Source organism: Amycolatopsis solani (genome assembly GCF_033441515.1).
In the GTDB taxonomy this organism is placed as follows: domain Bacteria; phylum Actinomycetota; class Actinomycetes; order Mycobacteriales; family Pseudonocardiaceae; genus Amycolatopsis; species Amycolatopsis solani.
Genome location: NZ_JAWQJT010000002.1, coordinates 1,734,311 through 1,746,897, shown reverse-complemented (window position 1 = coordinate 1,746,897; position 12,587 = coordinate 1,734,311). Strand labels below are relative to the sequence as shown.

Sequence of the window (12,587 nt, the reverse complement as noted above, 5' to 3'; positions counted from 1 at the left end):
GGGTCAAGCGGCGAGCCGGCGAAATCGGCTGCCGTGGAAGACCAGCGGTGGAGCGGCGGCCGTGCGCAGGCGGTGGATCTTCAGCAGGGCGATCACGTGGTCGCCCGCCAGGACCTCGTCGTACGGGGAACACTCCAGCCAGGCACTCGATCCGCTGATGAACACGCTGTCGTGCGGGCCGGGCTCCCAGTCGACGTCGCGGAAGCGGTCGCCGCCGCGGGCGGAGAGGCTGAGGCAGGCGTCGTCCTGGCCTTCGGCGAGGACGCTGAGGCCCAGCCGGGGCCGGTTCCGCAGGAGTGGCCACGTCGACGACGTCCGCTGGACGCAGATCGACACCAGCGGCGGCGACAGGGACACCGACGTGAAGGAGCTGGCGGCCATCCCGCGGGGGACGCCGTCGTCGAGGGCGCACACCGCGGTGACGCCCGAAGGGAAGCAGCCGAACGCTTCGCGCAGGTGGCTCTCGGACGTCACGGACTGGAGGTCGATCATCAGCGTCCTTCCCGAAGCGGGGGATCCAGGGCCCGCACGGGCGGGACGGGACCGGTGAAGAGTTCGACGTCGACGGCGGCGTGCTGGCCGGCGCAGCCCTGGGACAGCCGTGACGACGGGATGTCGGCCGTGAGGACGTTCGGGTTGCCGTGCGCGCACAGCGGCCCGCTCGCGTGGTCGTCGACCGGGTCGAACCACGCGCCGGTCGGGAGCTGGACCACGCCGGGGCGGAGGGCGTCGTCGAGGACCGCGCCGGCCAGGCAGGCGCCGCGGGTGTTGAACACCCGCACGACGTCGCCGGTCGTGATGCCGCGGGCCGCCGCGTCGGCCGGGTTGAGGCGGATCCGCTCGCGGCCCGCCACCTTGCCCGCGCGGCTGACGTCGCCGGCGTCGAGCTGGCTGTGCAAGCGGGTGTGCGGCTGGTTGGCGATCAGCCACAGCGGGCCGGACTCGGTCGGCGGCAGCCAGGCCGGGTGCCCGGGGCAGTCCGGGTAACCGAAGCCCGCGATCGTCGCCGACGTGATCTCGATGCGGCCGCTGGGCGTGCGCAGCGGGTGCGCCACCGGGTCGGCGCGGAAGTCGGCGAACAGCGTGTGGTGCTCGCGGCCGGGCGGGAGGCGCAGCTCGCCGTCGGCCCAGAACCGCTCGAACGCCGGTTCCGCGCGCCAGCCGCCGTAGAGGTGGGCCAGCCATTCCCGGGCGGTGCGGCCTTCGGTGAACGCGTCGCCGACGCCGAGCCGGGAGGCCAGCGCCGCGAAGATCGCGTAGTCGTCGCGGGCTTCTCCGGCCGGCGAAGCGATCCGGTGCATCGCGATCAGGTGGGTGTCGCGGCGGCCCGAGCCGAGGTCCTCGCGTTCCAGTGCGGTCGTCGCGGGCAGCACGATGTCGGCGTGCCGGGCCGTGGCCGTCCAGTGCGGTTCGTGGACGACGACGGTGTCCGGGCGGGTGAACGCGCGGCGCAGGCGGTTGAGGTCCTGGTGGTGGTGGAACGGGTTGCCGCCGGCCCAGTAGACGAGCCGGGTGTCGGGGTAGCGGCGGACTTCGCCGTCGTAGTCGTACTCGGCGCCGGGGGAGAGCAGCAGGTCGGCGATCCGGGCGACGGGGATGAACTCGCCGACCGGGTTCACCCCCTGCGGCAAGTGCGGGACGCGCTCTTCGGGGCCGGTGTCGCCGACGTCGCCCATCGAGCCGTAGCCGTGCCCGAACCCGCCGCCGGGCAGGCCGATCTGCCCGAGCATCGCGGCCAGCGCGATGCCCGCCCACACCGGCTGTTCGCCGTGTTCGGTGCGCTGCAACGACCACGTGACGGTGATCAACGTCCGGTGCGCGGCCATCTCCCTGGCGAGCGCGACGATGTCGGCGGCGGGAATGCCGGTGATCGCGGCCGCCCAGTCGGGGTCCTTGTCCCGCAGGTAGTGCTCGAACTCCGGGTAGCCGACGCAGTAGCGGTCCAGGAACTCCCGGTCGTGCAAGCCTTCCCCGACGAGCGTGTGGGCCAGCGCGAGCATCAGCGCGGTGTCGGTGGCGGGCCGGATCGGGTACCAGCGGGCGTCCACAGTGGACGGCAGGTCGTCGCGCAGCGGGCTGACGAGCGCGACGCGGGCCCGCAGCCGCGCGAGGTGACCCGGTGTCCCGTGCACGGTGACGCCGCCGGGGGTGACGAAGACGTTCTTCTCCGGGACGCCGCCGAAGGCGACGATCAGCTCGGTGTGCTCGGCGACGGTCGGCCAAGTCGACGCTTGCCGCAGCACCGCGTGCGTGTCGCCGACGACGTGCGGCAGCAGCACCGACGACGTCCCGTTGCTGTAGCTGTTGCGCGACGACGTGAACCCGCCGATCGTGTTCAGGAACCGGTGCAGCTGGCTCTGCGCGTGGTGGAACCGCCCGGCGCTGGCCCAGCCGTAGGAGCCGCCGAAGATCGCCTGGTTGCCGTGCCCGGTCCGGACCCGCGCCAGCTCGGCGGCCAGCCGGTCGAGCACGTCGTCCCAGTGCACCTCGACGAACTCGTCGCGGCCGCGGCGCTCGTCCGGGCCCGGACCGTTCTCGAGCCAGCCGCGGCGGACCGCCGGCCGGGCGACCCGGCTCGGGTGGTCCAGCGCGGCGGCCAGGTTGCCCAGCAGCGGTGACGGCGCCGGGTCGGCCGGGTGCGGTTCGACGCGCACCCGGCCGTCCGGGCCGACCTCGGCCGAGAAGGCTCCCCAGTGCGATGTGGTCGGCTTCATGCCCCGACGGTAACCGCGCCGGCCCGCTCCCGGACGAGCTTTACGAGGGTGCCGTAGTCGCGGGCGTCGGCCAGTGGCGAGAACCCGCGGATCAGCAGTGTGCCGACGCCGAGCCGGACGTAGTCCAGGAGCGAGTCGGCCACCTGCTCGTAGCTGCCGACGAGCGCGGTGGAGTTCCCGGCGGCGCCGGTCGTCTTGGCCACCGCCGTCCACAGGCGCTCGTCGACCACTTCGCCGGCCGTCGCGGCTTCCAGCAGGCGCCGTGAGCCGACGGCTTCGCTCGAGTCGCGGCGGCCCTTGAACTCGCCGACGCGGTCCTGGGTCAGCCGCAGGATGTCGCGGGCCCGCTCCCACGCCTCGGCTTCGGTGGCCGCCGGGATCGGCCGCAGGCTGACGCTGAACGCGATGTCCCGGCCGGCCGCGGCGGCCCGGACCTGGCCGATGCGCTCGGCGATGCCGGCCAGGGGCTCGCCCCAGAACGCGTAGACGTCGGCGTGCCTGCCGCCGACCCGGATCGCGTCCTCGGACGCGCCGCCGAAGTACACCGGGATCGGCCGCTCCGGCCGGATGTCCGAGAGCGCGCCGCGGACGCGGTAGAACTCGCCTTCGTGGTCGAACGGCTCGGCCGACTCCCACGTCCGCCGCACGACCGACAGGAAGTCGTCGGTGCGGCGGTAGCGGGTGGGCTTGTCGGTGAAGTCGCCGTCGCGGGCCTGGTCGGCGTCGTCGCCGCCGGTGATCACGTGCAGCGCGATCCGGCCGGGGTGGAACGCGTCCAGCGTGGCGAACTTGCGGGCCAGCTGGGTCGGCGCGACGAACCCGGGCCGGTGGGCGAGCAGCACGCCGAGCCGCTCGGTGGCGGAGAGGACCTGGTCGGCGAGCACGAAGCCGTCCGGACTGCTCGCCGACTGCGCGATCAGGACGCGGTCGAACCCGGCCTCCTCGTGGGTGCGGGCGACTTCGCGCAGGTAGCCGGGCTGGATGATCGGGCCCTCGGGGGCGACGATCTCGCTGGCCTGGCGGCCGGCGGCGTAACCGATGAATTCGAGCGTCACGGGGTCTCCTGTCCGAGGGCGCGGGCGGCGGCGAAGATGTCGCTCATCCGCCAGCTTTCGTTGGCGTGGGTGCGGCGCGCCCGGCCCCAGCCGGAGTCGCGCCGGTACTGCGCGGGCCAGTCCGTGGCGCGGACGGCCGTTTCGTCGACGCTGACGGGGGTGCGGCAGTCCGGATCGACGAACAGCGCGTCGGCCGGGCAGTACAGCTCGCAGAGGAAGCAGGTCTGGCAGTCGCTCTGGCGGGCGATGACCGGCACGGCGTCGGGCACGGCGTCGAAGACGTCGCTGGGACACACCTGGACGCACTTGTCGCAGGCGATGCAGCGGTCGGCGAGGACGAGTTCGATCACGCGGCGGCCTCCTGCCCGTCCGGGGCGTCCGTGCGCCAGTGCATGCCGAGCGTTTCCCGCCTGCGCAGCGCGGCTTCCTTGACCCAGCGGCCCATGGCGACCAGGGACGCCGTCTCGCGCGCCGTCACGGCGTCCCGGCCTTCTCCGGTGAGCGAGGACTCGACTTCCGTCCACAGGGAATCCAATGTGGACAGCGAGGCGCGGAGACCCGGCTCGTCGCGGAACATGTTCTTGTCGTAGGCGTTCAGCTCCTCGCGCACGACGTCGACGACGGCGGCGGTGTCCACTGTGGCCGCACGCCCGCCGGGGCGGATCCCGGCGCGGCCGGCCGGGTGCAGGGGCGCGGGCCGGGCCGACCGGGCGTGGCGGACCGCCGCGCGACCGGCCCAGGTGCCCGACGACACCGCCCACGCCGAGTTGGGCGAGCCACCGCCGGAGATCGCGCCGACCACCGGGACCCGGCTCGCGACGTCGCCGGCGGCGAACAGGCCGGGCACGCCGGTGGCGCAGTCTTCGCCGGTGACGAGTCCGCCGACGCCGCGGATGGTGCCCTCGCCGAGCAAGGTGACCTCGAACCGGTCGGTGTACGGGTCGATGCCGCGGCGGGTGAACGGCAGCAGGAAGTTCGGCTGCACCACGGGCATCTTGCGGCGCACCCACTCCGGCGCGCGGTCGAGCGTCGTGTACACCGGGCCGCGCAGCAGCGCCGCGCCGAGGACGCGGTTGCGGTCCGGTCCGGACGGCAGCTCGATGGTCCGGCCATCGGCGTCGGTGAAGGTGCCGAACAGGTAGGACATCGAGCGCGCCATCGTCGAAAACGCCGGGGCCAGGGTGTAGTAGTTCGAGAACTCCATGCCGGACAGGCGGGCGCCCGCTTCGACGGCCATCAGGTGGCCGTCGCCGGTGTTGCCGCGCGAGCCGAGCAGGTGCGAGCGGAACGCCGTGCCGCCGGTGGCCAGCACCACCGCGCCCGCGTGGACCTCCCAGGTGCCGCCCGCCTGGCGCCGGACGCCGGCCGCGCCGCCCACCGAACCGTCGGGGCGCAGCAGCAGTTCCAGTGCCGGGTGGTGGTCGAGGATCCGGACGCCGGCGCGGTGGATCAGGCCGCGCATCGCCCGCAGGTACTCGGGTCCGCGCACGTTGTTGCCGCGGTCGGGTTCGCCGTCGCGGACCGGGAACGGGTAGTACCGGTCCAACGTGGGCAGCCGGTCCCACGTCGTGCGCAGGACCCGCAGCGCCCGCTCGCGGTCGGCGAGCCCGCCGGCGTGCGCGTGCCGCTCGGTCACCGCGCGCTCGTGGTCCTCGGGCCGGACGAACCAGTGCGTCACCCCGGCGGTGGCCGTGACGCCGCTGGTGCCGCAGTAGCCCTTGTCCACCAGCACGACGTCGCCGCCGGCCTGGGCCGCGGCCAAGGCGGTCCAGGTCGCGGCGAGGCCGCCGCCGATGACGAGCACGTCGGCGTTCACCGGGTCTCGGCCAGTTCGGCGACGCCGAGTTCGGCCAGCAGCCGGTGGCGCAGCTCGTCGAACCCGGGGTTGCTGCGGCTGCGTTCGCCGTCGAAGTCGACGCGGTGCTCGGCGGCGAGCCGGCCGGAGCGCATCGCGACCACGCGGTCGGCCAGGAGGATGGCCTCGTCGACGTCGTGGGTGACCAGCAGGACCGCCGGGCGGTGCACGGCGACGAGCTGCCGGACCAGCGCGTGCATCTTGATCCGGGTGAGCGCGTCGAGGGCGGCGAAGGGTTCGTCGAGCAGCAGGAGCCGCGGCTCGCGCACCAGTGCCCTGGCGAGGGCGACGCGCTGGGCCTCACCGCCGGAGAGCGTCACGGGCCAGGCGTCGAGGTGCCCGGCCAGGCCGACTTCGGTCAGCGCACGGGCGGCGGCCTCGCGGGGGAGACCGACGGCGACGTTCTGCCACACCCGCCGCCACGGCAGCAGCCGGTGTTCCTGGAACACCACCATCCGCTCGGCCGGGGCTTCGAGCTCGCCGGCTTCGGGCTGGTCGAGCCCGGCGAGCAAGCGCAGCAACGTGGTCTTGCCGCAGCCGCTTTCCCCGATGAGAGCCACGAACTCGCCGGGCGCGATGTCGAGGTCGAGTCCGTCCAGGACGGTCCGCGGCCCGAAGCTCTTGGTCAGCGCGCGCACGCGCACGGCGGTCGTCACAGCTTCACCGCGTGGTCGGCGATCGTGATCGGGCCGCTGAGGATCTTGCGCTGGGTGAGCCAGTCGGCGCCGCGCTGCAGCTGCGCGATCCCGTCGTCGGTGATGAGCGACAGCTTCGTCTGCACGTTCTTGGCCGACATCTTGTCCAGCACGGCCTGCGGGTAGTGGGAGACGGCGTTGCCGATGTCCAGGGATTCCTTGTAGTGCTGGTTCTGCCACTCGTAGTCGGCCTGGAACGCGGCGACGACCTTGCGGATGGTGTCGGCGTTCTGCTCGGCGTAGTCGCGGCGGACGAGGTAGCTGGTGAAGTCGATCTGGAAGTCCAGCTCGTCGCCGTCGACGAAGATCGGCTTGGCGCCGTACTGGACCTCGGCGATCTCGCGGAAGCCCTGCCAGATGGCCCAGGCGTCGATCTTGCCGGCGCCGAAGGCCGCGGACGCCTCGGGCGGGTTGAGGTAGGTGATCTTCACCGACTCGCGCGGCACCTGGTACTTCTCCAGCGCGGCGACCAGCAGGAACTCGCCGAGCCCGGCCTTGTTGACCGCGACCGTCTTGCCCGCCAGATCGGCGACCTTCTCGATGCCGGTGTGCGCGCCCGCGACGATCGCCGTGGTGCGCGGGGTGGAGGCGGCCCAGGCGACGTAGACGAGGTCGGCACCGGAGAGGATGGCCTGGTCGGCGGGGGTGGTGCTGCCGCCGAAGCTGAAGTCGGCGGTGCCGCCGACGACGGCCTGCAGGGTGGGCGCGTGGTTGGGGAACGGGCCCACCCATTCGACCGCGATGCCCTGCTCCTTCAGGGTTTTCTCCAGCACCCCGCGGGCCTTGGGGACGGAGATCGTGCTGTAGGTCAGCCGGACCTTGCCCTGGGTGGCGCCGCCGGCCGAGCCGGCGGCGCACGCGGCGAGCGGGGCGGCCAGCGCGGTCAGGCCGGCTGCGGTCAGGAACGTACGTCGGGAGAGCGTCATGGCGGGTCCTCAGGCGGTCAGGCGGGCGTAGGTGGGGTGCCAGCGCAGCAGCCGGCGTTCGAGGAGACGGGTGACGAGGTCGCAGAGGATCCCGATCACGGCGTAGATGAGCACGACGAGCACGATCACGTCGGTCTGCAGGAACTCGCGGGCGTTGGTGGCCATGAACCCGAGTCCCGCGTCGGCGCCGAGGGTTTCGGCGATGACCAGGGCCAGCCAGGCGGCGGTGAGCGACAGCCGCAGGCCGCCGAGGATCGACGGCAGTGCGCCCGGCAGCACCACCCAGCGGATCTGCGCGGCCCGGCCGAGGCCGACTACGTCGGTCATCTCCAGCAGCTTCGGGTCGATCTGCCGGATGCCCAGCACGGTCGTCAGGTACAGCGGGACCGCGGTGCCGAGGGAGATCAGGAAGATCTTCCCGGCCTCGCCGATCCCGAACCAGACGATGACGAGCGGCAGGATGGCCAGGAACGGGACCGCGCGGACCATCTGGATGCTGCGGTCCAGCAGTGCTTCGGCCACTTTGGACAGTCCGACCACCAGCCCGGCGCCGAGGCCGAGGCTCGCGCCGATCGCGAACCCGGTGGCCGAGCGCTGGAGGCTGGCCAGCAGGTTGGTCACCAGCTCGCCGTCGGCCAGCAGGTCGCCCGCTTTGACCAGCACGCCGCTCGGGGCGGGCAGCACCTGCTTCGGCAGGATCCCGGTCCGCGCCAGCAGTTCCCAGACGACGAGCAGGGCGACCGGGGTCAGCCACGACACCGCGCGGTACGGGAAGCGGGTCATCGCGGATCGAGCCCGGAGTCGACGTAGTCGCTCAGCTTCTTCCCGCCGGGGAACAGGCCCTGCTGCACCCAGGTGTCGTAGGTCTTCTGCAACTGGGCGGCCAGTGCGGCGTCGACCGGGATCCGCTGGTAGGTCGTCTCGTCCGGGCGGACCTGCTTCGCGATTTCGATCGGCTGGTGCGCGAAGCCGGCGTACCACTTGTCGAAGGCGTCGGGGTTGTCCTTGGACCACGCGTAGCTCTTGTCGACGCGGCTCGCGAAGTCCTGGATGGCGGTGCGCTTGCGCGGGTCGCCCAGCGCTTTGTCGGTGGCCGAAAGGACGTTGAGGCCGGAGTTGATGCCCGCGCCGTCGGACAGGACGCGCGCGCCGAGTTCGCCGCGGGCGCGGGCGGCGTAGACGCTCCAGGTGGCCCAGGCGTCGATGTTGCCGGTGGAGAACGCGCCGTTCGCTTCCGACGGGGCGAGGAAGTTCAGCGTGACGTCCTTGTCCGAGAGCCCGGCCTGCTTGAGCGCGCCGATCACCAGGTAGTGCGCGACGCTGCCGCGGGTGGTGGGGGAGACCCGCTTGCCCTTGAGATCGGCGACCGTGCGGGCCGGGCTGTCCTTGGGCACCAGGAGGTAGGTGCCCTTGCCGCCGTTGCTCCAGGCCGCGGCGACCTTGATCTTCGAGCCGCCGGCGATCGCCGTCACCGTCGGGGAATCGTTGGCGCCGCCGATGTCGATCGCGTCGGCGCGCAGGGCTTCGTGCAGGTTGACCGCGGCGGCGAACTGCGACCACTCGATTTTGTACGGCAGGTTGTCGAGCAGTCCGGCGGCCTTCAGCCGGGACTGCGTGGCACCGGTCTGGTCGCCGACGCGCAGCAAGACCTCGCCGGAAGCGTCCGAAGTGGACGTTCCGCACGCCGTGAGCGCGGTGAGGCCGAGCAGCGCGGCCACGAGCAGGGCGAGCCGGGGTTTCGAGGGCATGTGGAACTCCCCAATGCGGTATCGGGCGCGGAGGATCGGTGGTGGGGGCCGGGCTAATCTGTCACCGGCATGTGTCTATTTTCCCCGGCGCCCGGGGAGAGTCAACGCTCCCGCGCGGGTTCCCACGAGCCGGGAAGAGATCCACTGTGGACCGTCGCGGCCCGTGCGGCGTCGAAGTATTCGCCGAGCGGACGCCAGCCGGGGACGACGAACCGGCCGCCGGGACCGGTGAAGGTCAGTGTGGGCAGGGCGTAGCGGACGTGGTGTTCGAGGTGCTTCGCGCGGCCGCTGTGCGGGCCGGGCGCGGTGATGTCGAGGACTTCCGGGCACGGGTTCCGCGTTTCGCGCCAGTCGTCACGCACGGCCTGACGGACCTCGTCGCTCGTCATGGCGGCGCGCAACGCCTCGAGGTCGAGGCCGGGAACGCCGGTGACCGCGGCGAGCACGCGCTCGGTGTCGTCGGCCGGGGTACCGCGCACGAACGTCGTCTCGCGCAGCCGCCACAGCACCTGCTCGGCGACGGTTTCCCCTTGTGCCTCAGCGGCTTTCGCGGCCAGTGAGGCCGGCCAGCTCGTCCGGGCGACCCAGGCGAGGCGGGGCGGCTTGGGGGCGCCGGTGTGCTCGGTGACGCCGTCGATGAACTTCGCGTACCACGCGGCTTCCGCGGCCGGATCCGGCGCGGGGTCCTCGTCGTCGTCGAAGAGGATGCCGAAGACCCGGCGCCACCGGGCGCCGGGCAGTTCCGCGCGCAGGCGGCGGAACTTCGGTTCCGATCCCCACGCCCACGGGCAGGCGGGATCGGTGTATTCGACGACGTCGAGCGGCACGCCTCAGTCCTCGGGCACGTCGACCGGGGACCACAGGCTCGGCAGGTTGACCACGATGCCCTCCTGGCTGCTGCGCGCGATGATGACCACCGCCTCTTCGTCGGTCGGGTTCTCCTCGCGGTGCGGCACGTACGGCGGCACGAAGATGTAGTCGCCGGGCCCGGTTTCGATGCGGATTTCCTCGTCGCCGTCGGCGAAGACGAACACCGGGTGGCCCGACTTGACGTAGATCGCGGTCTCGGCCTCGCCGTGGTGGTGGTCGCCGGAGTTGGTCACCGGCGCGACGTGCGTCTCGCCCATCCACACCTTCGACGACCCGACGGTCTTGCCGGAGATGGCCTCCAGGCGCTTCATCCCGGTCGTCTGGTTGGTGTCGCCGGTCAGGTCGGCGCCGCGGATGTGGCGCAGCGGCTGGTGCCAGAGGTCGCTCATGGAAGTCCCTTCAGGTGGCGACGCGGGCCGCGGCCGCGCCGGTGAGCAGGTCGGCGAGCGTCGTCGCGCGGAGCAGCGCGTCCAGGCCGGCTTCGACACCGGACCAGAACGGGGTCAGCCCGGCGGCGGTGCCGTGGTAGGCCAGCGCGGGCCGCGGTTCGCCGCGGACGGAGAGGAACTCGCCGTCGACGGCGACGACGGCGTCCCGCACGGTCACCTCTCCGGCCGGCCTGGCCAGCCAGTAGCCGCCCTCGCAGCCGCGCTGGCTGCGGACCAGCCCGGCTTGGCGCAGGTCCCGCATGACCGCCTTGATGAACCGGGCCGGGATGCCCTGGGTGGACGCGACGGCTTCGCAGGTGATCGGCCGCGAGGTGTCCGCGGCGAGCTCCAGCAGCACCCTGATCGCGTAGTCCGCCCTGGCCGAGATGCGCATGCCCGCCATCATCCCCGCACCAGGACCGGCCCGCGCGTCCCGGCGCGCAGCCACTCCAGGAACTGGACGATCTCGGCGGCCACGCTGCGGTGGGCGACGTCGTTGAGCACGTCGTGCCGGCCACTGTCGACCAGCACGAACCGGCCCGACGGCAGCATTTCGGCGAAGGCGCGGGCGGCCTTCGGGCCGGCGACCGCGTCCGCGCCGCCGTGGAGCACGAGCACCGGGCTCTGCGGGATCACGACCGGGAGGTCGGCGGGGTCGGCGAGCAGCGCGCCGCGGTCCAGCCGGTCGTCGGCCTCGAGCAGGGTGCGGTGCACCGGGCACGCCGTCCGCGCGTCGAGCTCCTCCTCCCAGGTCCGGAAGGCGGCGTGCTCGGCCGACAACGGCAGGCCCGCGGCCACCACCGCGTGCACCGGCAGCTCGGCGGCGAGCGCCAGCGCCCGGATCGCGCCGGTGTCGTGGCCGAGCAGGACCACCGGGACCGGGCCCCCGCGGATCGCGCCCTCGACCTCGGCCGCGGAGGCCACCGCGGTGACCCGGTAGCCGTCGAACGCCAGGCGGGCGCCCAGCCGGGCGTAGACGCCGGGGTGCTCGCCGCGGCCGGGCAGCAGCACGACCGTGCCGCGGACGGTCACGCCCTCGGGCGGAGCCCAGTGCAGCGGGCCGGCGAGCGTCATACGGCGGCCACCGCGGCGGGCCGCCGGTCGCGCCGGGCCAGCTCCGAACGGACCAGCGGCAGCAGGTGCCTGCCGTAGTCGATGGCGTCGTCGAGCGGGTCGTAGCCGCGGATCAGCAGCGTCGTGACGCCGATGTCCACGTAGTCCAGCAGGGCCTGCGCCACCGTCTCGGGCGTGCCCACCAGCGCCGTGGAGTTGCCCGCGGCGCCGGTGGCCGCGGCGGTGGGCGTCCACAGTGCCCGGTCGTGGCGGTCGGCCTTCGCGGCCGCGGCGAGCAGGCGCACGCTGCCCGCGTTGGTGGGCGGGCCGCCGTCGCGCCACTCGCGGGCCGCCTTGGCCGCGCCGGACGCGGTGATCGTGTCGAGGATCCGCTCGGCCCGTTCCCAGGCCAGCTCCTCGGTCGGGGCGAGGATCGGCCGGAAGGACACGCTGATCCCCGGCGGGGTGAGCCGTCCGGCGGCCTGGGCCGCCGCCCGGACGGACGCGATCTGTTCGGCCGTCTCCTTCAGCGGTTCGCCCCACAGGGCGAAGACGTCGGCGTGTTTGCCGCCGACGCGGTAGGCCGCCTCGGACGAGCCGCCGAAGTACAGCGGGATCCGCGGGTTCTGCAGCGGCCGCACCTGCGGCGTGTAGTCGTCGAGCCGGTAGTGCTTGCCGTGGTGGGAAAACGCGGACCCGGACGTCCACGCGCGCTTGAGCACCTCCAGGTACTCGTCGGTGCGCTCGTACCGCTCGTCCTTGGTCAGGTAGTCGCCGTCACGGGCCTGCTCGACGTCACTGCCGCCGGTGATCGTGTGCACGGCGACGCGTCCGCCGCTGAAGTGGTCCAGCGTGGCGAAGGCGCGTGCGGCCAGCGTCGGCGCGACGAACCCGGGCCGGTGGGCGATCAGCAGGCCGAGCCGCTCGGTGTGCGCGGCCGCGTAGGCGGCGACCTGCTGGCCCTCGGGCCAGCCCGCGCCGTAGCCGATCAGCACGCGGTCGAACCCGCCGTCTTCGTGCGCCCGGGCGAACCGCCGGACGTAGGCCGGGTCGATGACCGGGCCCCTGGCCGGGCGGGTTTCGCTCGCGTCCCGGGTGCCGATCATGCCGACGAACTCGACGGGCATCGGTTTTTCCTTTCGCCGCAGGGGAAACGCTCCGCCAGGTAACGGCACCGGGTGGTGCGCTGTCAATTGGGCATCCCGGGGTGTCCATTTGGTGGACGGCCCTGGTCGTGTCTGGC

The 12,587-nt window shown here is 73.2% G+C and carries 14 protein-coding genes; all 14 read right to left on the bottom strand.

What is annotated here, in order from left to right; genetic code table 11:
- Positions 1 to 3 precede the first annotated feature (3 nt).
- Entirely contained in the window at positions 4 to 492 is a 489-nt protein-coding gene (locus SD460_RS28510; protein ID WP_290055625.1) for a flavin reductase family protein, read from the bottom strand.
- Positions 492 to 2,714 carry a molybdopterin-dependent oxidoreductase gene (locus tag SD460_RS28505; protein WP_318306976.1) on the bottom strand — a complete coding sequence of 741 codons (2,223 nt, stop codon included), beginning with the start codon at positions 2,712 to 2,714 and terminating at the stop codon, positions 492 to 494. Before SD460_RS28505 ends, SD460_RS28510 begins: the two co-directional genes overlap by 1 nt.
- Positions 2,711 to 3,769 (bottom strand): LLM class flavin-dependent oxidoreductase, encoded by a 1,059-nt coding sequence (locus SD460_RS28500; protein ID WP_318306975.1) that lies wholly within the window; start codon positions 3,767 to 3,769, stop codon positions 2,711 to 2,713. Before SD460_RS28500 ends, SD460_RS28505 begins: the two co-directional genes overlap by 4 nt.
- Positions 3,766 to 4,119, bottom strand: a complete 354-nt coding sequence (locus SD460_RS28495) for a 4Fe-4S dicluster domain-containing protein (RefSeq protein ID WP_290055628.1) — start codon at positions 4,117 to 4,119, stop codon at positions 3,766 to 3,768. Before SD460_RS28495 ends, SD460_RS28500 begins: the two co-directional genes overlap by 4 nt.
- Entirely contained in the window at positions 4,116 to 5,585 is a 1,470-nt protein-coding gene (locus SD460_RS28490; protein ID WP_318306974.1) for an FAD-dependent oxidoreductase, read from the bottom strand. Before SD460_RS28490 ends, SD460_RS28495 begins: the two co-directional genes overlap by 4 nt.
- Positions 5,582 to 6,280, bottom strand: a complete 699-nt coding sequence (locus tag SD460_RS28485; protein WP_318306973.1) for an ABC transporter ATP-binding protein — start codon at positions 6,278 to 6,280, stop codon at positions 5,582 to 5,584. Before SD460_RS28485 ends, SD460_RS28490 begins: the two co-directional genes overlap by 4 nt.
- Positions 6,277 to 7,245 (bottom strand): aliphatic sulfonate ABC transporter substrate-binding protein, encoded by a 969-nt coding sequence (locus SD460_RS28480; protein ID WP_318306972.1) that lies wholly within the window; start codon positions 7,243 to 7,245, stop codon positions 6,277 to 6,279. Before SD460_RS28480 ends, SD460_RS28485 begins: the two co-directional genes overlap by 4 nt.
- A gap of 9 nt (positions 7,246 to 7,254) precedes the next feature.
- Positions 7,255 to 8,028 (bottom strand): ABC transporter permease subunit, encoded by a 774-nt coding sequence (locus tag SD460_RS28475; RefSeq protein WP_290061536.1) that lies wholly within the window; start codon positions 8,026 to 8,028, stop codon positions 7,255 to 7,257.
- Positions 8,025 to 8,993: an ABC transporter substrate-binding protein gene (locus SD460_RS28470; protein WP_290061537.1), complete on the bottom strand. Its 969-nt coding sequence runs from the start codon at positions 8,991 to 8,993 to the stop codon at positions 8,025 to 8,027. The genes SD460_RS28475 and SD460_RS28470 overlap by 4 nt, the downstream gene beginning before the upstream one ends.
- Positions 8,994 to 9,094: 101 nt before the next feature.
- Positions 9,095 to 9,820 (bottom strand): DsbA family oxidoreductase, encoded by a 726-nt coding sequence (locus SD460_RS28465; protein ID WP_290061538.1) that lies wholly within the window; start codon positions 9,818 to 9,820, stop codon positions 9,095 to 9,097.
- A gap of 3 nt (positions 9,821 to 9,823) precedes the next feature.
- The gene (locus tag SD460_RS28460; protein ID WP_290061539.1) at positions 9,824 to 10,252 is read right to left on the bottom strand and encodes a cupin domain-containing protein; all 429 of its coding nucleotides are present in this window, start codon (positions 10,250 to 10,252) and stop codon (positions 9,824 to 9,826) included.
- Positions 10,253 to 10,262: 10 nt separating this feature from the next.
- Positions 10,263 to 10,685, bottom strand: coding sequence for an RrF2 family transcriptional regulator (locus tag SD460_RS28455; protein WP_290061540.1), 423 nt, complete (start codon positions 10,683 to 10,685; stop codon positions 10,263 to 10,265).
- Between the two features lie 8 nt (positions 10,686 to 10,693).
- Entirely contained in the window at positions 10,694 to 11,365 is a 672-nt protein-coding gene (locus SD460_RS28450) for an alpha/beta hydrolase (protein WP_290061541.1), read from the bottom strand.
- On the bottom strand, positions 11,362 to 12,471 hold the full coding sequence (locus SD460_RS28445; RefSeq protein ID WP_290061542.1) for an LLM class flavin-dependent oxidoreductase: 1,110 nt from the start codon (positions 12,469 to 12,471) through the stop codon (positions 11,362 to 11,364). Before SD460_RS28445 ends, SD460_RS28450 begins: the two co-directional genes overlap by 4 nt.
- Between the last annotated feature and the right edge of the window lie 116 nt (positions 12,472 to 12,587).

What these genes read in the sequence shown, in the direction of transcription:
- SD460_RS28460 (WP_290061539.1), bottom strand. Translation starts at nt 10,252, where the DNA reads ATGAGCGACCTCTGGCACCAGCCGCTGCGCCACATCCGCGGCGCCGAC.
- SD460_RS28455 (WP_290061540.1), bottom strand. Translation starts at nt 10,685, where the DNA reads ATGCGCATCTCGGCCAGGGCGGACTACGCGATCAGGGTGCTGCTGGAG.
- SD460_RS28510 (WP_290055625.1), bottom strand. Translation starts at nt 492, where the DNA reads ATGATCGACCTCCAGTCCGTGACGTCCGAGAGCCACCTGCGCGAAGCG.
- SD460_RS28450 (WP_290061541.1), bottom strand. Translation starts at nt 11,365, where the DNA reads ATGACGCTCGCCGGCCCGCTGCACTGGGCTCCGCCCGAGGGCGTGACC.
- SD460_RS28470 (WP_290061537.1), bottom strand. Translation starts at nt 8,993, where the DNA reads ATGCCCTCGAAACCCCGGCTCGCCCTGCTCGTGGCCGCGCTGCTCGGC.
- SD460_RS28505 (WP_318306976.1), bottom strand. Translation starts at nt 2,714, where the DNA reads ATGAAGCCGACCACATCGCACTGGGGAGCCTTCTCGGCCGAGGTCGGC.
- SD460_RS28475 (WP_290061536.1), bottom strand. Translation starts at nt 8,028, where the DNA reads ATGACCCGCTTCCCGTACCGCGCGGTGTCGTGGCTGACCCCGGTCGCC.
- SD460_RS28445 (WP_290061542.1), bottom strand. Translation starts at nt 12,471, where the DNA reads ATGCCCGTCGAGTTCGTCGGCATGATCGGCACCCGGGACGCGAGCGAA.
- SD460_RS28480 (WP_318306972.1), bottom strand. Translation starts at nt 7,245, where the DNA reads ATGACGCTCTCCCGACGTACGTTCCTGACCGCAGCCGGCCTGACCGCG.